The sequence below is a fragment of the Mesorhizobium sp. WSM4813 genome, from assembly GCF_055811555.1.
This window is the reverse complement of record NZ_JBVVQU010000054.1, coordinates 1-19399: the sequence shown is the minus strand read 5'-3', so window position 1 is coordinate 19399 and position 19399 is coordinate 1. Positions and strand designations below refer to the sequence as shown.

Below are 19399 nucleotides of genomic sequence, written 5' to 3'. Positions count from 1 at the left end.
ATATTTGTGCTTTGCGCCCATGCCTGATCGATGAATATCGACTGGTCCCCAGCCCGCCAATTTCGTTCAGCCCCCGTTCAGCCACGGTCGCCTATTAGCTTCGGCAAAGCCGGACCGCATCCCCAGATTACCCGGGCCGGCACGAAGGAGACCGACATGAACCGAATTTTCAAGACCACCATTCTGTCCGCCGCGATTGTTGCGACCACGCTCGCGACCTTGCCAGCGGCCAGCGCTGGTGACTGGCGCCACCGGCACCCCCATCGTGGCAATGGCGATGCGATCGCGGCAGGCGTCCTAGGCCTCGCGGCCGGCGCCCTGATCGTTGGTGCGCTCAACAACCCGCAGCCCAGCTATTACGACCCCGGCTATGACGATTATGGTCGTTATCCACGGCCCGCCCCGGTGCGCCGCTACTACGCGGAACCGCGAGTAGTCTACAATGACGGCTATGCCGAGCCATGGACCCGTGGCTGGTATGAATATTGTTCGGATCGCTATCGCTCGTTCAACGCCCGCACCGGTACGTTCACCGGCTATGACGGCGAACAGCATTTCTGCACCGCGAACTGAGGCTTCCCTGCCCCCAAACAAAAGCGCTGTCCGCCAGGCCAGCGCTTTTTCTCGTCGGCATGCATAAAAGCAGGAGACCGATGCGCGTCGCGTGAGTATCCTCAGCCGCAACGCGTTTTAAATCAGGAATGGATTGCTCCGGCGCTCTTCGCCGAAGCGGCCGCCGGGACCATGGCCGCAGATGAAGCCGATGTCGTCGCCGAGCGGCAAAAGCTTGTCCTTGATCGAGGCGATCAGCGCGGCGTGGTCGCCTCCCGGCAGGTCGGTGCGCCCGACCGAGCCGCGAAACAACACGTCGCCGACATGGGCGAACTTCGCAGCACGATTGTAGTAGACGACATGGCCGGGCGCGTGACCGGGGCAATGAAAGACTTCGAACGCGTGCTGGCCGAACGAGACGGTATCGCCTTCGCTGAGAAAGCGGTCGGGCACGCAATTGCGCACCGGATCGGTGATGCCGTAGTGTTTCGCCTGTTTCTCGAGATTGGCAAGCAACGGACGGTCGGCCTCATGCGGGCCGATGATCTCGACGCCGAGCGCCTCCTTCAGCTCCATGGCGCCGCCGGCATGGTCGATATGACCATGCGTGATCCAGATCGCGCCGGCGTTGATCGCATTGTCCTTGAGCACCGCCAACACCTTCTCGATGTCGCCGCCCGGATCGACGACGACGCCTTGTCTGTCGTCCATGTCGAAGAGGATGGTGCAGTTTTGCTGGAAGGCCGTGACCGGCACGACGCCGGCGTTGAGCTGACCCATGATCGTCCTTTCGCTGTGTCACCCCTGATGTAGATCCACACGCGAACGTCGTCCACCGCATCCGGCTGTCGCCACAACGCAAAAAAAGAAATGGGCGGCCGAAGCCGCCCATGCAAAAGCCCGAAACCGCTAGGCTGCCTTCTTCGTCGCATTCATGACCGCGCCGATGATGGCCGTCAGAATGGCGCCACCACCGGCCCCGCCGAGGATGTTCTGCACATTCAGCGCGCTGCCCAATCCGCCCGTTGCCGCTGCGGCTGCAGCCGGATCGATCGTGCCACCGCCGAGCAGGCTGCCGAGGATGGCCGCACCGCCGACGCCGCCAAGGGCGCCGCCCAGGATTTTGGTAAGCTGCCCCACTGCCGCTGTCTTGAGCGCCGCGCCCACCGCCTGGCCACCGATGATACCCATAATCACCTGAACAATGATCGGAAGAAGCGTGTTCATGTCCATATTACCAGTCCCTCCATAGCTGCCAGCCTCCCGGGCCGGCAGCATCATGAGACGCCGAATTGGACGAAAGTCAAATGCAGAAGTGCTTAAATAAAAGGGGCGGCCCGAAAACCGCCCCTACTTATAAAAAAAGCTGTGACTTTCGTTATTCTGCTGCGATTGCGTGCTTGGGTTGAACGGCTGCAGAATAGTCGTTCATCAGAGTCTTGGCGATTTCACCCACCTCGAATCGGTATGGACCGATCTCTGAGACGGGCGTCACCTCGGCCGCTGTTCCGGTGAGGAAGCACTGCTGGAAGCCTTCGAGCTCTTCCGGCATAATGGTGCGCTCGATCACCTCGAAGCCGCGATCCTTGGCAAGCCCGATCACCGTACGGCGGGTGATGCCGTCGAGGAAGCAATCGGGGGTGGGCGTGTGGATCTTGCCGTCCTTGACGAAGAAGATATTGGCGCCGGTCGCTTCCGCAACCTGGCCGCGCCAGTCGAGCATCATGGCGTCGGCATAGCCCTTGGCTTCGGCGGCATGCTTGGACATGGTGCAGATCATGTAGAGGCCGGCAGCCTTCGATTTCGACGGCGCGGTGCGCGGATCGGGGCGGCGCCATTCGGCCAGATCGAGACGGATGCCCTTCAGCTTCTGTGCCGGATCGAAATAGCTCGGCCACTGCCAGATGGCGATGGCGCAGTTGATCCGGCTGTTTTGCGCCGAAACGCCCATTTGTTCGCTGCCGCGCCAGGCGATCGGCCGGACATAGGCATCCTGGAAACCCTGCTTCTTCAACAGCGTGCGGCAGGCGTCGTCGATCTCGGCAACCGAATAGGGAATCTTGAAGCCGAGCAGGCGTGCCGATTCGTGCAAGCGCTCGCTGTGGTCTGTCAACTTGAAAATCTCGCCGCCATAGGCGCGTTCGCCCTCGAACACCGCGCTGGCGTAGTGCAGGCCATGGGTCAGCACGTGGATCTTGGCGTCGGCCCATTTGACGAACTCGCCGTTCATCCAGATGAAGCCGTCCATTTGGTCAAAGGGAACGGATGCCATGGTAACCTCCCGCGGGCGACCGCCCGCACATTATCGTTGCGCGTTTCTTGTCAGCCGCACCGGGCGGCCGGTATCTCGAAGCGTAGGCGGATATATAAGGTCTGGCAAACTCAGGAAGTTCCGGAAAAACGGCTTTCCCTTGCCTTTTCGTTCGCAATCCGCCGAAAAGCTTGTCAAAAATTACCATTGCCGGGAAATTACGTCAATAGTACTGACATAATTTCCCTTTCGCACGGAGAAAAGATGACGGATCGCAGCCACCCAGCCGGAAAACCGATCAGGACGGCGATCACCGACGAGGACGGCATCGACTTTGCCATCATCGAATTGTTCTTCTTCGCCTATCGCGATTTTACCTCCGATCCGGACCAGATCCTGTCCGACTATGGCTTCGGCCGCGCCCATCACCGGGTTCTGCATTTCGTCAATCGCAGGCCGGGCCTGACGGTCGCCGAACTCCTCGACGTGCTGAAGATCACTAAGCAGAGCCTGGCGCGCGTGCTCAAGCAACTGATCGACACCGACCACATCGTCCAGTTGCAGGGTCCGCGCGACCGCCGCCAGCGCGAGCTCTATCCGACAGCCAAGGGCCGCGCCCTGGCGCTGGCGCTGGCACGGCCACAGTCACGCCGCATCCATGCTGCATTGGAAGATTCCGGAGCCACCGAACGCGCCTTGATCGAGCGCTTCCTGGAAGCGATGGTCAATCCGGAACTAAGGGCGCAGATCGACATTGTGCCCGCAAAAACGTCAGGGGAAAGCCATGGAGACCATTGAAAGGGTTGATCAACCGGCAGCACCGGACGACGACGCGCCGCATCTGCTGGTGATTGATGACGATACCCGTATCCGCAATCTTCTCAAACAATATCTGACCGAGAACGGCTTTCGCGTCACCGTTGCCGGAAATTCCGGCGAAGCGCGGCGCAAGCTCGCCGGCCTCGATTTCGATCTGCTCGTGCTCGATATCATGATGCCGGGCGAAACCGGTGTCGATCTGGCCAAGGCATTGCGGGCAAGCAAGAACGTGCCGATCCTGATGCTTACCGCGCTCGCCGAGACCGACAGCCGGATTACCGGGCTCGAGGCCGGCGCCGACGACTATCTGCCGAAGCCTTTCGATCCCCGCGAATTGATCCTGCGCATCAACAACATCCTGCGCCGCGGCGGTCCGGCAACGACGCCCAAGGTCGAGCAGCTGGTCTTCGGTCCCTACACGTTCCAGATCGCCAGGCGGGAGCTCAAGCGCGGCGGCGAGGCTCTAAAGCTGACCGACCGCGAGCAGGAGATCCTGGCGATCTTCGCGGCGCGGGCCGGCGAAACGATACCGCGGCATGAGCTTGTCGGCGACGAGTCGGAAGTCGGCGAACGCACCATCGACGTCCAGATCAACAGGCTGCGCCGCAAGATCGAACGCGATCCGTCCAATCCGGTCTGGCTGCAGACCGTGCGCGGTATTGGGTATCGGCTCAGCGTGGAATAGACTGCCGTCTGCAGCCCCTTGTTGAGTGGCTGAAGATGAGCAAAAAGGGCGAATGGCGACCACACAACTGGAACGGCCGGGAGATCGCGGCTTGAGCGCTCGCGCCACGCGGGCGCTCAAGGCGGTACCGCTCGCCTGGAAACGGTTCTGGCGCCTCGTTTCGCTTTACATGCCAAAGCGGCTCTATGCCCGCTCGCTGATCATCGTCATCGCACCGATGATCCTGCTGCAATCGGTCCTCGCCTTTGTTTTCATGGAACGCCACTGGCAGACCGTGACACAGCGCCTGTCGCAGGCCACGGTCCGCGACATTGCCGCGATCGTCGACCTGGTAGAAACCTATCCGAACGACGCCGACTACGCCAACATCATCCGCATCGCGCAGGATCGCATGCAGCTGAAGATCGATTTGCTTCCGCCCGATCCGCTGCCGGCGCCCGGTCCAAAGCCGTTCTTCTCGATCCTCGACGAAATTCTCTCGTCCGAGATTACCCATCAGATCAACCGCCCGTTCTGGATCGATACGGTCGGCAATTCCAATATCATCGAGGTCCGCGTCCAGCTCGAGGGCAAGGTGCTGCGCGCCTTCGTGCGCCGCAGTCAGGCCTATGCCTCGAACACGCACATTTTCCTGATCTGGATGGTCGGCACCTCGCTGGTGCTGCTGATGATCGCTATCCCTTTCCTGCGCAATCAAATCCGGCCGATCCTGACGCTGGCCGAGGCCGCCGAAAGCTTCGGCAAGGGCCGGCCGATGCCGCTCGATTTTCGTCCGCGCGGCGCCGAGGAGGTTCGCCGCGCCGGCTTTGCCTTCATCCAGATGCGCGAACGCATCGAACGCCAGCTTGAACAGCGCACCGCCATGCTGACCGGCGTCAGTCACGATTTGAGAACCATCCTCACCCGCTTCAAGCTGCAGCTTGCGCTGACCGGGACCAAGGCCGACACCGAGGCGCTCGGCCAGGATATCGATGACATGCAGTCCATGCTGGAAGGCTATCTTGCCTTTGCCCGCGGCGAGGCAGCGGAAGACGCCGGCCGTTTCAATCTTGAAGCCTATTTCGAGAAGCTCGGCGAGGAGGCCACGCTGCGCAAGCGCAAACTGTCGACCGCTCTCGCCGGCGATCCAAATGTGCATGTGCGGCCCCACGCCTTTGCTCGGCTGTTGTCCAATGTCGTCGGCAACGCCTTCCGTTACGCCAAGACGGTTGAGATCAACGCCAACCACGGCCGCGGCTCGCTGCTCGTCACCATCGACGACGACGGCCCGGGCATTCCGCCCGAAAAGCGCGAGGACGTGTTCAAGCCTTTCGTGCGGCTTGACGAAGCCCGCAATCTCGACGCCAGCGGCACCGGCCTTGGTCTTTCCATCGCACGCGACATTGCCCGCAGCCATGGCGGCGACATCATGCTGGACAAGAGCCCGCTCGGCGGCTTGCGCGCCGTCATCAAGGTTCCGGCCTGATTAGAGCGACGTGCGTCCAATTGGACGCACAAAGTACGCTCTACACTTTGAAACCACGCGACGTGCGTCCAATTGGACGCACAAAGTAGGCTCCAACGCTTTGAACCTACGCATCGTGCTTTGCGAATTCGATTTTCGGGCCGATGCGCTGCTTTCCAGTGGTTGTAAACGACCATCGACTATGCCTTCATCGGCGCGTCATGAAACCATGCTGAAGAGCGCGCATGAAGCGCGTGATCCTGATTGATTCGGCCTTGCGGCCTCGCATCAAGGAAACCGACGACCTTTCAAGCAAAGGGCTGCTATGCGCATCCTGATGGTCACCGACGCCTGGCGCCCGCAAGTCAACGGCGTCGTCCACACGCTGGAACGGCTTTCGGAAACCCTGAAATCCTTCGACGTCGAGACGGACTTCCTGACCCCGAACATCTTTCGCACCTTGCCCCTGCCGACCTACCCGGACATCCGGCTGGCGCTGACGACGCCAGGCCACGTCGCCCGCCTGATCGAAGCGCGCAAAGCCGATCATATCCATATCGTCACCGAAGGCCCGCTCGGCATCATGGCGCGGCGCTATTGCCGCAAGGCCGGCCGGCCGTTCACAACAAGCTATCACACACGCTTTCCAGAATATCTGAGCGCACGGCTGCCAATACCGGAAGCCTGGGCCTATCGCTGGCTTCGCGATTTCCACAATTCCGGACAAGGCACGCTGGTCGCCACCCAGTCGCTGGCGGACGATCTGTCGGCGCGCGGCTTCACCAAGCTAAGGCCGTGGACGCGCGGCGTCGACACTGACCATTTCCGGCCGGACAAGAGGAAGGATCTGGAGCTCAGCGGACCGATCTTCCTCTGCGTCGGCCGCGTCGCGATCGAAAAGAACCTGGCCGCCTTCCTCGACCTCGACCTGCCCGGCAGCAAGGTGATCGTCGGCGAGGGACCGGAGTTGGCCCGGCTCAAGGCCAGATACCCCGATGCCCATTTCCTTGGCCACCGCCCGAACGACGAACTGGCCGAAATCTACGCCTCGGCCGACGTCTTCGTGTTTCCCAGCCGCACCGACACGTTCGGCAATGTCATCATCGAGGCGCTGGCCAGCGGCACGCCGGTCGCAGCCTATCCGGTGACGGGACCAATCGACATTGTCGGCGACGGCATTGGCGGAGCGGTGTCGAACGATTTGCGTGAAGCCGCGCTCGCCGCGCTTCATGTCGATCGTGCCGAGGCGCGCCAACGGGCAATGCGCTATAGCTGGAAGGCCTGCGCGGAAATGTTCCTGGAAACGGTTGAAGAGGCGCTGGGTACCACGCGCAAACTGACACCAACTTTCGTCATCCACGGGCGAAGCGGGAGCGAAGCCGACGCGCAGACCCGAGGATCCATTCCGTGACCTGCGAGCGGCCCGTTCGGTGAAGAACTTGTTGGGTTGAGGCGATGGCGAGCCGCACTCGCTCCACAGGAGCGGCCAAGGAAAGAACAACGCCATTCTGGACCGTCCTATTCTTCGAGCACTGCTACGGCATGGATCCTCGGGTCTGCGCGTCCGCTTCGCTCCCGCTCCGCCCGTGGATGACGAAGCTAGAACAATCGACCGCCGTCAGGCACCCTGCGCTCGATTGCACCGAGGACGACGGCACCCTCCTCGTCGGGAAAGCCAAGCGTCAGCACTTCCGACATGAAGGGGCCGATCTGCCGCGGCGGGAAATTGACCACCGCGAACACCTGCCGGCCGATCAGCGTCTCGGGCGCATAATATTTGGTGATCTGCGCCGACGATTTCTTTATCCCGATCGCCGGACCGAAATCGATCTTCAGCTTGAATGCCGGCTTTCGCGCCTCCGGAAAAGGCTCGGCCTCGACGATCGTGCCGGCGCGGATATCGACCCGGTCGAAATCCGCGAAGCTGATCTCGGGCTTGCGCTGGCTGCTCGAACTCATTGAGGACTTGGCTCAGGCGTTTCCGTAGGTCTCGAACAGGACGCCGGCCAGCGCATCCTTGGCCGAGGTTCCCGACCAGACGACGAACTGGAACGCCTGGAAATAGCATTCGCAGGCTTCCAGTGCCGACGACAACAGCACCTCGACCTGCTGGCTCGACGGCTCGACCCCGCCGGCGAGCAGCAGCGACTGGCGGAACATGATCGCGCCCTCCTGCTCCCAGAGGTCGAAATGGCCGAACAGCATCTGCTCGTTGATCAGCGAAAGCAGCCGCATCACTTCTAGCGCACGCGCCTCCGGCACCTTGATGTCGAAAGCGCAGGCCAGATGCAGCGCCTCGAAATCCTCCATCCAGGAGAATGAGACGTGGTAGTCGGTCCAGCTTCCGGCAACCGAAATCGAAATCTCGTCGTCGCCGGCCCGTTCGAAGGACCACTCGTTGTTATGCGCCACCTGCTCGATAACATCCACCGGATGGATTTCGCGCGAGAATTCGAGTTCGAGAAGTTCCATGAATGCTTCCTGTCGTTCTGTGAGCGGAGCGCCACCACACGCTCCGCGGGAGAGGCACGCACAACGAACAATTTTGTCGAACTCGGACGGCCGGGATTTCGTCAACGCAAAGACCCAGACCGGACCCCACCGCCCGGCGCATGACCCTGCTCCGAATCATGCAACGAATTCAGTCTATTGATCGGGAGTCGCGTGACCAGCCCATTTTTTCGCACTGCGTCATTCGCATGTGGAAAGCCGCTGTCACCAAGATTCACGCAATGCCGGTAAGCGATTCACGACAAAGCGCTTTTTGCGATTGTGCTTTGTGGAAAAGTTTAACGATTATTTTTTTGATCTGGGCTTTGCCGCAGCCGCAGATGTTGCCTGTCCGGTCAATTCGGCGAGCTTCGCCTCGAGCGCTTCGAGGCGCGTCGCGAGACGGGTATTTTCTTCCCTGGCTTTTACCGCCATGTCGCGGGCGGCCTCGAATTCTTCGCGCTGCACCAGGTCCATCGAGTTGAGAACGCGCTCGGCCTGCCCCTTGAAGGCGGTTTCCACCTCGCGGCGCACGCCTTGCGCGGCCCCCGCGGCGTCGGTCATCAGCTTGGCGAATTCATCGAGAATGCGGTTCGGTCCGGTCGACATGGCAAATCCTCGCTTGCTCGATTTGACGTAGTGGCGCGCGACGCGGAATGCAAGAACGTTGAGACCGATGAGCACCGACTGTCGGTGCACTTTGGTCAACTGGACACTGGCTTAGCGGAACAATAACTATTATTATCACCCGAAGAGCATCTCTGAGGAGCATTCCATGGCCATCAGCGCAGATTTGGGCAACCGTCTGGAGGATGTCGTAAACCAGCTTGTCAGCACGGGCCGCTACAATTCGAAGAGCGAAGTGCTGCGCGAAGGTGTTCGCCTCGTCGAAGAGCGAGAGAAGCGCCTGGCAGCACTCGACGCCACGCTCGCCAAAGGCGTCGGCGATGCCGACGCAGGGCGGGTGAAGCCCGCGGAAGACGTGCTCGACCGCCTAGAGGCCAAATACCAGGCGATGGCCGAGAAGACCAGGTGAAGCGGCTGATCTTTACCCATCAGGCTGAGGCAGATATTGAAGCCATAGGCGATCACATCGCGTTCGACAGCCCGGTTCGCGCTGTGACATTCATCTGGGAATTGCGTGCCGATTGCCTGGAACTGCGGACCATGCCGGAGCGATATCCGCTCCTGCAGCGTCATCGGTCTTCCGGCGTCCGCCGCCGCGTTCATGGCAACTATCTGATCTTCTACCGCATCACCACCGAAGCAGTGGAGATACTGCACGTCTTGCACGGCGCGATGGATTTTGATGCCATCCCGTTCCCGGGGAAGTGACAGCATCCACATCGCCTTGACCCCGCCAAAACCCTGCCGCATGGTCCGCGCCCGAACGCGATCGCAACCCGGAGATCCTGTTGAGCGAGTATCTTATGCTGCCGTTGGCCGCCCTGCCCTTCCCCAACATCGACCCGGTCATCGTCCAGATCGGGCCGCTGGCGGTGCATTGGTATGGCGTCGGCTACATCGTCGGCATTCTTTTCGCCTGGTGGTATGCCAAGCGGCTCGTCACCAATGCAAGGCTCTGGCCCGACGGCACCGTGCCCATGAGGCCCGAGGATCTCGACGACTTCATCGTGTGGGCGGCCATCGGCGTGGTGCTTGGCGGGCGTATCGGCTACGTGCTGTTTTACGACCTGCCGCGCTACATCGCTCAACCGTTCGACATCCTTGCCGTCTGGCAGGGCGGCATGTCGTTCCATGGCGGGCTGCTCGGCGTCATTCTTGCCATGACGCTGTTTTCCTGGTCCCGCGGCATCCGCACATGGTCGCTGTTCGATGTGGTGGCGGCCGGCGTGCCGGTCGGCCTTGGTCTCGTCCGCATGGCGAATTTCATCAACTCCGAACTTTGGGGCAGGCCGACCGACGTGCCATGGGCGGTCGAATTCCCCAATGGCGGCCCATTTGCGCGCCATCCGAGCCAGCTCTACGAGGCGCTGCTCGAAGGCTTGGTGCTGTTCATGGTCTTGCGCTTCCTCACCCATTCCAGGCTCAAGCTGAAGACGCCGCGCTTCGTCGGCGGCGCCTTCATCGCCGGCTACGGTCTCTCGCGCATCTTCGTCGAATTCTTCCGCGAGCCCGACCAGCAGCTCGGCTATCTCCTCGGCACCGGCTGGCTGACGATGGGCATGGTGCTGTCGCTGCCGATGCTGCTGGCCGGCATCTGGGCGATGGCGACCGCAAAGCCGGTTACGCAGCCACAGCCGGTATGACCCGACTGAAAACCCGCATCGTCGAGATGATCGGTGCGGCGGGGCCGATACCCGTCAACCAATACATGGCGCTTTGCCTGTTCGACCCGCGGGACGGCTACTACACGACGCGCGAGCCGTTCGGGGCTGCCGGCGACTTCGTCACCGCGCCGGAGATCAGCCAGATGTTCGGCGAGCTGGTCGCCGTCTGGCTCTACGAAGCCTGGCTGGCAACCGGCCGGCCGATGCCGGTTACCATCGCCGAGATCGGCCCCGGCCGCGGCACGCTGATGAAGGACATGCTGCGCACGCTTTCGCGGCTCGATCCGACGCTGACCTCCGGCGCATCATTCGCCATGGTCGAGACCAGCCCGCGGTTGGCCGATGTCCAAAGGCAAACGCTTGCCGCCACGCCGGCCGCGATCGGCTGGCACGAAAGCATCGACACCTTGCCGCAGACCCCGCTTTTCATCGTTGGCAATGAATTGTTCGACGCGGTGCCCATCCGCCAGTTCGTCCGCGCCGGAACAAGCTGGCGCGAACGGATGATCGGCCTCGATGACGCGGACGAATTGCACTTCTTCGCCGGCGCCGGCTCGGTCGATCCAACGCTGTTGCCGAACGATGCCGAAAACGCGCCACAGGGCGCGATTGTCGAGGTCGCGCCGGCCCGAGCCGCGCTGATGGCGACCATCGCTGAGCGATTGGCCCGGCTCAGTGGCGCCGGCCTATTCCTCGACTATGGCTATCTCCGACCAGGGATCGGTGACACGTTGCAGGCCTTGCGCAAGCACGATCACGAAGATGTGCTGGCCAATCCGGGCGAAGCCGATCTCACCGCCCATGTCGATTTCGCCGCCCTTGCAGCGATCGTGCGGGCGCATGGCCTTGATGCCTATCTTTCCACGCAAGGCGAATTCCTGGTGGAAATGGGTCTTCTCGAACGCGCCGGCCAGCTCGGCGCCAATGCCAATGAGGCGGCTCGCGACAAGATTGCGGGCGAGGTCGAACGCCTCGCCGGCCCGCAAGCAATGGGCGACCTGTTCAAGGTGCTTGCCGTCCTGCCTGCCGGCATCGCCGTTCCCTTTGCAACGGCGGATTGACTTTTCGCTGCCGCCTCTCCCAGTCTCCCAATTTCCGACTGTCGCCGATCTTTGGAGTGTAGCCCATCTTTGAACTGTCGCGATCTTTGCACTGTCGCTTGACGAAATCGCTCTCACGGACAACAACGCAGCCATGCTGAATCAGACCAAACCGGATCCCGTTCGGTCGCCCCTGCTGGAGAAAGCGCGGGCGCAAGGCATTCGCCACGGCTATTTCACCCGCGTTGGCGGCGTCTCCAGCGGCATCTACCAGGGCCTCAACATCGGCACCGGCTCAAGCGACGACCAGACGCAGGTAGCCGAGAACCGCCGTCGCGTCGCCGACTGGATGGGCGTGCCATCAAGCCATCTCTTGACCGCCCACCAAATCCATTCGCCCGACGTCGTCATCGCCAGGGCGCCGTTTCCCGGTGAGCGGCCGAGGGCCGACGCCGTCGTCACCGACCGGCCGGGCATCGCGGTGGGCGCCTCGACCGCCGATTGCGGACCGGTGCTGTTCGCGGATGCCGAGGCGCGTGTCATCGGTGCAGCCCATGCCGGCTGGAAGGGCGCGTTGTCAGGCGTGCTGGAAAACACCATCGCGGCGATGGAAAGCCTCGGCGCCCGGCGCGAGCGCATCGTTGCCGTTCTTGGTCCTTCCATCGGCCCAGAAAACTACGAAGTAGGACCGGAATTCGTCGCCCGCTTCGTCGAGGCCGACGCCGGCAACATCCGCTATTTCGCGCCTTCCGCGAAACCAGGGCACGCGATGTTCGACCTCAACCTCTATACGGTCGATCGGCTGACCCGGGCCGGCGTAGTCGCCGACGGGCTCGGCCGCTGCACCTACGCCGAGGAGGATCTGTTCTATTCCTACCGGCGCAGCACGCATCGCAAGGAGCCGGATTACGGACGGCAGATTTCGGCAATCGTTTTGGAGACAGAATAATGGCGCTGCATTTCGAACGGTCGGAATTTGACGCGCGGCGCGATCGGCTGATGATCGAGATCGCCGAAAAGAAGCTCGATGCCGTCCTGCTGTTTGCGCAGGAGAGCATGTACTGGCTGACCGGCTACGATACGTTCGGCTTCTGCTTCTTCCAGTGCCTGGTGGTGAAGGCAGACGGTTCGATGATCCTGCTCACGCGCTCGGCGGATCTGCGCCAGGCGCGCCACACCTCGATCATCGACAACATCGTGCTGTGGACCGATCGCGACGGCGCCAATCCGGCGATCGACCTGCGCAATTTGCTCAACGACCTCGACCTGCTCGGCGCCCGCATCGGCGTCGAATACGATACCCACGGCCTGACCGCCTACAATGGCCGGCGCCTGGACGAGCAATTGCAGACCTTTGGCCAGATCGCCGACGCGTCCGGCATCGTCAGCCGGCTGCGCCTGTTCAAGAGCCCGGCCGAAATCGCCAAGGTAGAAAAGGCCGCAAATCTCGCCGACGACGCGCTGGACGCGGCCCTGCCGCTGATAAAGCAGGGTGGCGACGAAGCATTGATCCTTGCCGCCATGCAGGGCGCGATCTTTGCCGGCGGCGGCGATTATCCGGCCAACGAGTTCATCATCGGCTCTGGCGTGGACGCACTGCTTTGCCGTTACAAGGCCGGCCGCCGCAAGCTGAGCAAGAACGACCAGCTGACACTGGAATGGGCTGGCGTCTTCCACCACTACCATGCGGCGATGATGCGCACGGTGCTGACCGGCAAGGTGTCGAAACGTCACCAGGAACTGTTCGATGCGGCGCGCGCCGCACTTCTGGCCGTCGAAAAGGCGATGACGCCCGGAAATACCTTCGGCGACGTGTTCGACGCACATGCCCGCACGCTCGAGGCGCACAACTTGACCAAACACCGGCTCAACGCCTGCGGCTATTCGCTCGGCGCCCGCTTCACCCCATCATGGATGGACATGCCGATGTTCTATCAGGGCAATCCCGAACCCATCGCGCCAAACATGACGCTGTTCGCCCACATGATCATCATGGACTCCGAAACCGAGACGGCAATGACGCTCGGCCGCACCTATCTGACGACTGAATCGCAGCCGAAACCGCTGTCCCGCCATGATCTCGACTTGATTGTGCAATGAATCCATAATGGTACGGATGCAAAGGGCGTTCATCGCCAGGGAGTTTTGAGGGAATGAGGCGATCGCATGTGACGACCGTGTCATTGCTCGCGGCGCTGACGCTGGCCGCCTGCACCAACGCGAAGGACGTTCTCGAACCCTCAGCCATCGCCCCGCAGTCGACACAGGCGGTACCAACGACCGGAACCGGCACGGCTGCAACGCCCACCACACCTGCAACAACCGCCCATCCTTCCGCAGCAACAGAGCCTTCCGCCCCTGCGCAGCCCGCAACCACGACCGTGCCGCCCGCAAAGAGCGCCGCCGTCATCGCACGAACCCGCCTGCAGGTAGCGCCGATCGTCGGCGCCTCGGTGGAAGCCGCGACACCGCTGACCGCGGAGCTTCAGACGCGAGCCAAGCAGCGCGGCATCACCTTGGCCGGCAGCGCCGGCCAGACCCCTACGCACGTGCTGAAGGGCTATTTCTCGACGATGTCGGAAGGCAAGGACACCACCGTCATCTATGTCTGGGACATCTATGACCCGGCAGGCAACCGGCTGCATCGCATCAACGGCCAGCAGAAGGCGCCCTCGGCCAATGGTGGCGAAGGCTGGGCTGCGGTCGCGCCGGAGACTATGCAGGCGATCGCCGACCAGACGATCGACCAGTTTGCCACATGGCTTGGCGGCCAAGCGGGGTGACTGGCGGGCTGACATGTTGCCGGCTTTCGCCGTAGACGTTTATTGAGATTAGCCGGCGGATTCCGATCACGACGCTTGCAATACCGGCACGGGCCGCTAAAAGCCCCGACTAAGGGGCTCAAGAGAGTCTGCCAGAGTCTCCATCCTTCACCAGGAACGGTGCATGAAGCTTTTTGCGGGCAATTCCAACAGGGTGCTGGCCGAAGCGGTCGCCCGCTATCTCAACATCCCGCTGGGCAAAGCCAGCGTCAGGCGCTTCGCCGATCAGGAAATCTTCGTCGAGATCCAGGAGAATGTGCGCGGCGAGGATGTCTTCATCCTGCAGTCCACCTCGTTCCCGACCAACGATCACCTGATGGAACTGCTCATCATGATCGATGCCTTTATGCGCTCGTCGGCCAAGCGCATCACGGCGGTCATTCCCTATTTCGGCTATGCCAGGCAAGATCGCCGCGCCTCGGGCCGCACGCCGATCTCGGCCAAGCTGGTCGCCAACATGATCACGCGGGCGGGCGTCGATCGCGTCTTGACGCTGGATCTCCACGCCGGCCAGATCCAGGGCTTCTTCGACATCCCGACCGACAACCTGTTCTCCGTGCCGGTCATGGCCCGCGACGTGAAGGCGAAATACAAGAAGCTTGCCAATGTCATGGTCGTGTCGCCGGATGTCGGGGGCGTGGTCCGCGCCCGCGCGCTCGCCAAGCGCATCGATGCCCAGCTTGCCATCGTCGACAAGCGTCGCGAGCGCCCCGGTGAATCGGAAGTCATGAACGTCATCGGCGACGTGCGCGGCAAGGATTGCCTGCTGATCGACGACATTATCGATTCGGGCGGCACCTTGTGCAATGCGGCCGATGCGCTGCTTGCCGCCGGCGCCACCAGCGTCACCGCCTACACCACCCATGGCGTTTTGTCCGGCGGCGCCATCGCCCGCATCGGCGCATCGAAACTGCAGGAACTGGTCATCACCGATTCCATCCAGCCGACGCAGGCGGTGCTCGACGCCAGCAACATCCGCGTCATCTCCATCGCCGACCTGATGGGCGAGGCGATCTCGCGCACGGCGACCGAAGAATCGGTATCGAGCCTGTTCGACTGAAATCTGCCAGCGCCACAGCGCCGCGCGTCCAGCGGACGCGCAAAGGACGCTGTAGCACTTTGACGCGCATGATCCTTGCCGAACCGAAGGTTCGGGGTCATGCGCTACCCGTTCGACATCCTGATGTTGTCCCTTGACCCGCGCATATAGACGCGCGGCGATGCCCCCAGCATGCGCTTGAACATGGTGATGAAGGCCGGCACGCTGTCATAGCCGAGGTCGAGCGCCACCCTTGTGATCGGCTCGCCATCGGCCAGCCTCGGCAAGGCCGCGAACAGGCAGGCCTGCTGGCGCCATGTCGACAGCGACAACCCGGTCTGGCGATGAAAGGCGCGGGTGAAGGAACGGCGGCTCATGCCGACGATATCGGCCCATTCGTCGATTGTCGCGTGCGGCGAGGGTGCTGCGACGAAGCGCCGGCACAGTGCCGCAAGCTTTGGATCCATGGGAAAAGGCAGGCCGAGCGGCCGTTCCGGCAGGTTCGGGATTTCATGCAACAGGAGGCTCATGATCAGCCCGCCGCGCCCCTCCAGCTCGGCGCCCTGCGGCAGCTTTTCCGATTCCACGATAAGGCTGTGCATCAGATCGGTGATGCCGACGACGCGCAGCCCATGCGGCAGCCCGGCGATGGCGTCCGGCATCACATAGACCGAGCGCATGCTGACGTCGCCAAGCATCTCGACGGAATGCTCTGTGCCGGCGGGAATCCACATGGCATGATCGGGAGGCACCATCCAGCGCCCATGCCGCGTCGTCACCAGCACGACGCCGACAAGCGCATGCAGCAACTGACTGCGACTGTGACGGTGCTGCGGCACGTGGTAGCCGTCGGGATATTCGGTCGGCAGGGCCACCGCCGGCCCGACGGCCTGCTCCAGCCACTGCCAGCGGCGCTGATGCAACTGCCCGAGATCGGTGCACTGGCCGAGATCGGTTTCGCCCGCTTGGAAAATTTCATTGCCACGTGGCATCGAGTAATGGCCCACTCGCGAAACTATTGGACCAAACCACGAAAGAAGTCGCCCGACAAGTGACTTATATAAAGCAATCGGGCTATGGGGCCGCTGCAGCGCCCGCCAAAAAGACCACGGAGCATGCCTTGACCGATACGACAGCCACCACCGCCGCCACGCCTGCGACGGCCAGCCACACTTCGGCGCAAGCGGCGGCCTTCAGCGTCATTCTTGCGGTGAGCTTCTGCCATTGTGTCAACGACATCATGCAGTCGCTGCTCTCGGCCATCTATCCGCTGCTGAAGGACAATTACGGTCTCGATTTCTGGCAGATCGGTCTTTTGACCTTCACCTTCCAGGTGACGGCGTCATTGCTGCAGCCGCTGATCGGCATGGTCACCGACAAGCGGCCGATGCCCTATTCGCTGCCCTATGGCATGGCGTCCTCGCTGATCGGCCTGATCGTGCTGGCCTATGCCGGACATTATTGGCTGCTGCTGATCGGAGCGTCGCTGATCGGCATCGGCTCGGCGATCTTCCACCCGGAATCCTCGCGCATCGCCCGCTTCGCCTCGGGCGGCAGGTTCGGCCTGGCGCAATCGCTGTTCCAGGTCGGCGGCAATCTCGGCCAGGCCATCGGGCCGCTGCTGGCCGCCTTCATCGTCGTGCCGTTCGGCCAGACCAGCATAGCGTGGTTCGCCGCCGGATCGCTGATCGGCATCATCGTGCTGTGGCGGGTCGGCGGCTGGTACAGCCGCCTGCGCGCCTCGCTCGCCAACCGCAAGGCGCCAGGTTTTGTCTCGCCCTTCCCGCGCCGCAGGATGATGGGCGCGTTGGCGGTGCTGACCCTTCTGGTGCTGACCAAGAACGCCTACATCGCCAGCCTCGCCAGCTACTACACCTTCTACGCCATCGATAAATTCGGCGTTTCGGTGCAGATGTCGCAGGTCATGCTGTTCCTGTTCCTCGGCGCCTCGGCGCTGGGCATCCTGCTCGGCGGCCCGTTCGGCGACCGCTACGGGCAGAAGGCGATGATCTGGTTCTCGATCGTCGGCGTGCTGCCCTTTACGTTGGCCCTGCCCTACGCCAATTTCGAATGGACGATGATCCTGACCGTGCTGATCGGCCTGATCCTGTCCTCGGCCTTCTCGAACATCGTCGTCTTCGCTCAGGAACTGGTGCCCGGCCGCGTCGGCATGATCGCCGGCATCTTCTTCGGCTTCGCCTTCGGTATGGGCGGCATCGCCGCGGCCGTGCTCGGCGTCGTCGCCGATATGAAAGGCATCGACTTCGTCTTTCAGGTCTGCTCGTATTTGCCGCTGCTCGGGCTGCTGACGGTGTTCCTGCCGAACATGAAGCACGCGAGGAAGCTCGAGGAAGAGGCCACGATCGGGTGAAGCGTGAGTTGGACTTCGGCCTCTGCAGATCACCGATCAGCAGGTTCAAGAACCAATCGGCCGCTATGCGCGCAGATGGCGCAACCAGCGCACCGCTCTCCAAGCCGCGCTCGACCTCGGCTTCTGTCAGCCGCTTTCGTAGTTCATGCCGTCGACATCAAGGCATGAGTTCAGCCACTCGGGAAAGCCGCCTTCGAACCGGCGTGAGGCCCAGCCTCGCGCCCTCAGGATTGCCAGCGCGTCGGCAGAGAGAACGCACTGGACACCCCGGCAATAGGCGACGATGACCTTCTCTCGTGGAAGTTCCGCAAGTCGTTCTTCCAGCTCATCCACGGGAATGTTGATCGCACCCGGCAAATGCCCCGCCGCGTATTCCTCCTGCGGCCGGACGTCGAGCAGCACGATTTCATCGTTCCGCATGCGGCGCACGAGTTCCTCGCGCGAGATGTTCTCCAGCCTGTCCGGCCGGCTCATAGTGTCGTTGATAAGTTCGCGGATTTGCTCGCGCCTGTGATTCGCAAGGCTGTGCAGGCCCGCGAGCACGTTTTCGATCGGGCAATCTGCCAAACGATAGAGCACGCGTTTCCCGTCTCGCCGGGTCTGCACCAAGCCGGCCCGCTTGAGGTGTTGAAGATGCTGCGACGTGTTGGCCAACGCGACCCCGGAAAGTTGCGTCAGCTGCTCCACGGCGAGTTCGCCGTCGGCAATGTGGCGGAGAAGAACCAGCCGGTGTGCATGTCCCAGCGTGCGGGCGAGATCCGCTATTTCGTCAAAGATCGGATGATGGACACCTGCGTTTTTCATATCGCATGCCTACCATAAATCCATCACTCAATCAATACATTGAATGATTGATTTCAGTCAGCTAGTGTCTGACGGCCGAGCGAAGCATGGATGGGACAGGAGCATAGAATGAACGAGCAGTTGGAGTTCGTTGTCCGCGCAGCGGCGATCGGAGCGGGCGCGACGGCCGTGATGGATCTTTGGGGATTGTTTCTGAAGCGAGCGTTCGCGATTCCATCGCTCGATTATGCCTGGGTCGGCCGCTGGATCGGGCACTTTCCGCGAGGACGTTTCGCGCATGCGAATATCGCGCAGGCGCCCCGAATTCGGGGCGAAACGCCGATTGGATGGGTCGCGCATTACGCGATCGGCATCATCTTTGCTGCATTGCTGATGGGAGTATGGGGCCTCGACTGGGCACGACACCCGACATTGATTCCTGCCCTCCTTGTCGGCATGTCCACTGTGGTCGCCCCGTTCTTCCTAATGCAGCCAGCTTTTGGAGCCGGGATTGCAGCCTCCACAACTCCCAATCCGCACACTGCGCGTCTGCGCAGCCTCCTGACTCATCTGTCCTTCGGGGTCGGGCTGTATGTCGCTGCGTTGCTTTCCGCACTCCTGTTTCCGGTCTGACACTGATCGGTTGCGGTCGGCTTTCAAGATACAACCCCAAATGTTTGAAAATGGGGGAGCAAGGCCGAGATTCAAAGCGAGATACTGCCCACCCGCCTTTGGCTGTCGGTAGCTTTTCAAGTTGTCCGGTTTTGGTAGCACGTCACATGTCCGCTTCTGTTTCTGTCCGGTGGGCCGCT

At 62.0% G+C, this 19399-nt stretch carries 23 protein-coding genes; 15 read left to right on the top strand and 8 right to left on the bottom strand.

Annotation, left to right across the window (positions count from 1 at the left end; translation table 11 throughout):
* The first annotated feature begins 156 nt into the window (after positions 1-156).
* On the top strand, positions 157-573 hold the full coding sequence (locus tag AC0L25_RS25620) for a BA14K family protein (protein ID WP_473598070.1): 417 nt from the start codon (positions 157-159) through the stop codon (positions 571-573).
* A gap of 117 nt (positions 574-690) precedes the next feature.
* Here AC0L25_RS25620 and AC0L25_RS25615 read toward each other — a convergent pair whose 3' ends face one another.
* From AC0L25_RS25615 to AC0L25_RS25605, 3 genes are all read right to left on the bottom strand, one after another.
* Complete coding sequence (locus AC0L25_RS25615) at positions 691-1332, bottom strand: MBL fold metallo-hydrolase (RefSeq protein WP_127211760.1); 642 nt, start codon at positions 1330-1332, stop codon at positions 691-693.
* A gap of 129 nt (positions 1333-1461) precedes the next feature.
* Complete coding sequence (locus AC0L25_RS25610) at positions 1462-1785, bottom strand: hypothetical protein (protein WP_352953053.1); 324 nt, start codon at positions 1783-1785, stop codon at positions 1462-1464.
* Between the two features lie 145 nt (positions 1786-1930).
* Positions 1931-2824 carry a branched-chain amino acid aminotransferase gene (locus AC0L25_RS25605; protein ID WP_029349987.1) on the bottom strand — a complete coding sequence of 298 codons (894 nt, stop codon included), beginning with the start codon at positions 2822-2824 and terminating at the stop codon, positions 1931-1933.
* A 243-nt stretch (positions 2825-3067) separates the two neighbouring features.
* Between AC0L25_RS25605 and AC0L25_RS25600 the strand changes: the two genes are divergently transcribed.
* From AC0L25_RS25600 to AC0L25_RS25585, 4 genes are all read left to right on the top strand, one after another.
* Positions 3068-3601 (top strand): MarR family winged helix-turn-helix transcriptional regulator, encoded by a 534-nt coding sequence (locus AC0L25_RS25600; RefSeq protein ID WP_473598069.1) that lies wholly within the window; start codon positions 3068-3070, stop codon positions 3599-3601.
* A complete protein-coding gene (locus AC0L25_RS25595) occupies positions 3588-4307 on the top strand; it encodes a response regulator transcription factor (protein ID WP_352953050.1) in 720 nt (239 codons plus the stop codon). Before AC0L25_RS25600 ends, AC0L25_RS25595 begins: the two co-directional genes overlap by 14 nt.
* Before the next feature lie 52 nt (positions 4308-4359).
* Positions 4360-5772, top strand: a complete 1413-nt coding sequence (locus AC0L25_RS25590) for an ATP-binding protein (protein WP_352953049.1) — start codon at positions 4360-4362, stop codon at positions 5770-5772.
* Positions 5773-6076: 304 nt separating this feature from the next.
* Positions 6077-7162 carry a glycosyltransferase family 4 protein gene (locus AC0L25_RS25585; RefSeq protein ID WP_473598068.1) on the top strand — a complete coding sequence of 362 codons (1086 nt, stop codon included), beginning with the start codon at positions 6077-6079 and terminating at the stop codon, positions 7160-7162.
* A gap of 188 nt (positions 7163-7350) precedes the next feature.
* Here the strand turns inward: AC0L25_RS25585 and AC0L25_RS25580 are convergent, their stop codons facing one another.
* The 3 genes from AC0L25_RS25580 to AC0L25_RS25570 form a co-directional block, all read right to left on the bottom strand.
* Positions 7351-7710 carry a tRNA-binding protein gene (locus AC0L25_RS25580; protein WP_473598067.1) on the bottom strand — a complete coding sequence of 120 codons (360 nt, stop codon included), beginning with the start codon at positions 7708-7710 and terminating at the stop codon, positions 7351-7353.
* Positions 7711-7722: 12 nt separating this feature from the next.
* Positions 7723-8223 carry a type III secretion system chaperone family protein gene (locus AC0L25_RS25575; RefSeq protein WP_095491597.1) on the bottom strand — a complete coding sequence of 167 codons (501 nt, stop codon included), beginning with the start codon at positions 8221-8223 and terminating at the stop codon, positions 7723-7725.
* Between the two features lie 324 nt (positions 8224-8547).
* Positions 8548-8850 carry an accessory factor UbiK family protein gene (locus AC0L25_RS25570; protein ID WP_473598066.1) on the bottom strand — a complete coding sequence of 101 codons (303 nt, stop codon included), beginning with the start codon at positions 8848-8850 and terminating at the stop codon, positions 8548-8550.
* Between the two features lie 166 nt (positions 8851-9016).
* On the opposite strand from AC0L25_RS25570, the gene AC0L25_RS25565 reads away from it, so the two are divergent.
* From AC0L25_RS25565 to AC0L25_RS25530, 8 genes are all read left to right on the top strand, one after another.
* Positions 9017-9277 carry a type II toxin-antitoxin system ParD family antitoxin gene (locus AC0L25_RS25565; protein WP_473598065.1) on the top strand — a complete coding sequence of 87 codons (261 nt, stop codon included), beginning with the start codon at positions 9017-9019 and terminating at the stop codon, positions 9275-9277.
* Positions 9274-9576 (top strand): type II toxin-antitoxin system RelE/ParE family toxin, encoded by a 303-nt coding sequence (locus AC0L25_RS25560; RefSeq protein WP_473598064.1) that lies wholly within the window; start codon positions 9274-9276, stop codon positions 9574-9576. Before AC0L25_RS25565 ends, AC0L25_RS25560 begins: the two co-directional genes overlap by 4 nt.
* An 80-nt stretch (positions 9577-9656) precedes the next feature.
* Positions 9657-10511, top strand: coding sequence for a prolipoprotein diacylglyceryl transferase (gene lgt, locus AC0L25_RS25555; protein WP_473598063.1), 855 nt, complete (start codon positions 9657-9659; stop codon positions 10509-10511).
* On the top strand, positions 10508-11593 hold the full coding sequence (locus tag AC0L25_RS25550) for a class I SAM-dependent methyltransferase (RefSeq protein ID WP_473598062.1): 1086 nt from the start codon (positions 10508-10510) through the stop codon (positions 11591-11593). The genes lgt and AC0L25_RS25550 overlap by 4 nt, the downstream gene beginning before the upstream one ends.
* Positions 11594-11726: 133 nt before the next feature.
* Complete coding sequence (gene pgeF / locus AC0L25_RS25545; protein ID WP_473598061.1) at positions 11727-12521, top strand: peptidoglycan editing factor PgeF; 795 nt, start codon at positions 11727-11729, stop codon at positions 12519-12521.
* On the top strand, positions 12521-13672 hold the full coding sequence (locus AC0L25_RS25540) for a M24 family metallopeptidase (protein ID WP_091598395.1): 1152 nt from the start codon (positions 12521-12523) through the stop codon (positions 13670-13672). The genes pgeF and AC0L25_RS25540 overlap by 1 nt, the downstream gene beginning before the upstream one ends.
* Positions 13673-13725: 53 nt before the next feature.
* Positions 13726-14355, top strand: a complete 630-nt coding sequence (locus AC0L25_RS25535) for a hypothetical protein (protein ID WP_473598060.1) — start codon at positions 13726-13728, stop codon at positions 14353-14355.
* 163 nt (positions 14356-14518) lie between these two features.
* On the top strand, positions 14519-15454 hold the full coding sequence (locus tag AC0L25_RS25530) for a ribose-phosphate pyrophosphokinase (RefSeq protein WP_095491603.1): 936 nt from the start codon (positions 14519-14521) through the stop codon (positions 15452-15454).
* Between the two features lie 104 nt (positions 15455-15558).
* On the opposite strand, the gene AC0L25_RS25525 is transcribed toward AC0L25_RS25530, so the two are convergent.
* Positions 15559-16425, bottom strand: a complete 867-nt coding sequence (locus tag AC0L25_RS25525) for an AraC family transcriptional regulator (protein ID WP_473598059.1) — start codon at positions 16423-16425, stop codon at positions 15559-15561.
* A 128-nt stretch (positions 16426-16553) separates the two neighbouring features.
* On the opposite strand from AC0L25_RS25525, the gene AC0L25_RS25520 reads away from it, so the two are divergent.
* Positions 16554-17804 (top strand): MFS transporter, encoded by a 1251-nt coding sequence (locus AC0L25_RS25520; RefSeq protein WP_473598058.1) that lies wholly within the window; start codon positions 16554-16556, stop codon positions 17802-17804.
* Between the two features lie 126 nt (positions 17805-17930).
* Here AC0L25_RS25520 and AC0L25_RS25515 read toward each other — a convergent pair whose 3' ends face one another.
* The gene (locus tag AC0L25_RS25515) at positions 17931-18608 is read right to left on the bottom strand and encodes an ArsR/SmtB family transcription factor (protein ID WP_473598057.1); all 678 of its coding nucleotides are present in this window, start codon (positions 18606-18608) and stop codon (positions 17931-17933) included.
* A 108-nt stretch (positions 18609-18716) separates the two neighbouring features.
* On the opposite strand from AC0L25_RS25515, the gene AC0L25_RS25510 reads away from it, so the two are divergent.
* Positions 18717-19220 (top strand): DUF2938 domain-containing protein, encoded by a 504-nt coding sequence (locus AC0L25_RS25510; protein WP_473598056.1) that lies wholly within the window; start codon positions 18717-18719, stop codon positions 19218-19220.
* Positions 19221-19399: the final 179 nt, after the last annotated feature.

Bases quoted from the DNA above. Each gene is read 5' to 3' on its own strand.
- AC0L25_RS25620 (WP_473598070.1), top strand. From the start codon at position 157: ATGAACCGAATTTTCAAGACCACCATTCTGTCCGCCGCGATTGTTGCG.
- AC0L25_RS25615 (WP_127211760.1), bottom strand. From the start codon at position 1,332: ATGGGTCAGCTCAACGCCGGCGTCGTGCCGGTCACGGCCTTCCAGCAA.
- AC0L25_RS25610 (WP_352953053.1), bottom strand. From the start codon at position 1,785: ATGGACATGAACACGCTTCTTCCGATCATTGTTCAGGTGATTATGGGT.
- AC0L25_RS25605 (WP_029349987.1), bottom strand. From the start codon at position 2,824: ATGGCATCCGTTCCCTTTGACCAAATGGACGGCTTCATCTGGATGAAC.
- AC0L25_RS25600 (WP_473598069.1), top strand. From the start codon at position 3,068: ATGACGGATCGCAGCCACCCAGCCGGAAAACCGATCAGGACGGCGATC.
- AC0L25_RS25595 (WP_352953050.1), top strand. From the start codon at position 3,588: ATGGAGACCATTGAAAGGGTTGATCAACCGGCAGCACCGGACGACGAC.
- AC0L25_RS25590 (WP_352953049.1), top strand. From the start codon at position 4,360: ATGGCGACCACACAACTGGAACGGCCGGGAGATCGCGGCTTGAGCGCT.
- AC0L25_RS25585 (WP_473598068.1), top strand. From the start codon at position 6,077: ATGCGCATCCTGATGGTCACCGACGCCTGGCGCCCGCAAGTCAACGGC.
- AC0L25_RS25580 (WP_473598067.1), bottom strand. From the start codon at position 7,710: ATGAGTTCGAGCAGCCAGCGCAAGCCCGAGATCAGCTTCGCGGATTTC.
- AC0L25_RS25575 (WP_095491597.1), bottom strand. From the start codon at position 8,223: ATGGAACTTCTCGAACTCGAATTCTCGCGCGAAATCCATCCGGTGGAT.
- AC0L25_RS25570 (WP_473598066.1), bottom strand. From the start codon at position 8,850: ATGTCGACCGGACCGAACCGCATTCTCGATGAATTCGCCAAGCTGATG.
- AC0L25_RS25565 (WP_473598065.1), top strand. From the start codon at position 9,017: ATGGCCATCAGCGCAGATTTGGGCAACCGTCTGGAGGATGTCGTAAAC.
- AC0L25_RS25550 (WP_473598062.1), top strand. From the start codon at position 10,508: ATGACCCGACTGAAAACCCGCATCGTCGAGATGATCGGTGCGGCGGGG.
- pgeF (WP_473598061.1), top strand. From the start codon at position 11,727: ATGCTGAATCAGACCAAACCGGATCCCGTTCGGTCGCCCCTGCTGGAG.
- AC0L25_RS25540 (WP_091598395.1), top strand. From the start codon at position 12,521: ATGGCGCTGCATTTCGAACGGTCGGAATTTGACGCGCGGCGCGATCGG.
- AC0L25_RS25535 (WP_473598060.1), top strand. From the start codon at position 13,726: ATGAGGCGATCGCATGTGACGACCGTGTCATTGCTCGCGGCGCTGACG.
- AC0L25_RS25530 (WP_095491603.1), top strand. From the start codon at position 14,519: ATGAAGCTTTTTGCGGGCAATTCCAACAGGGTGCTGGCCGAAGCGGTC.
- AC0L25_RS25525 (WP_473598059.1), bottom strand. From the start codon at position 16,425: ATGCCACGTGGCAATGAAATTTTCCAAGCGGGCGAAACCGATCTCGGC.
- AC0L25_RS25515 (WP_473598057.1), bottom strand. From the start codon at position 18,608: ATGAAAAACGCAGGTGTCCATCATCCGATCTTTGACGAAATAGCGGAT.
- AC0L25_RS25510 (WP_473598056.1), top strand. From the start codon at position 18,717: ATGAACGAGCAGTTGGAGTTCGTTGTCCGCGCAGCGGCGATCGGAGCG.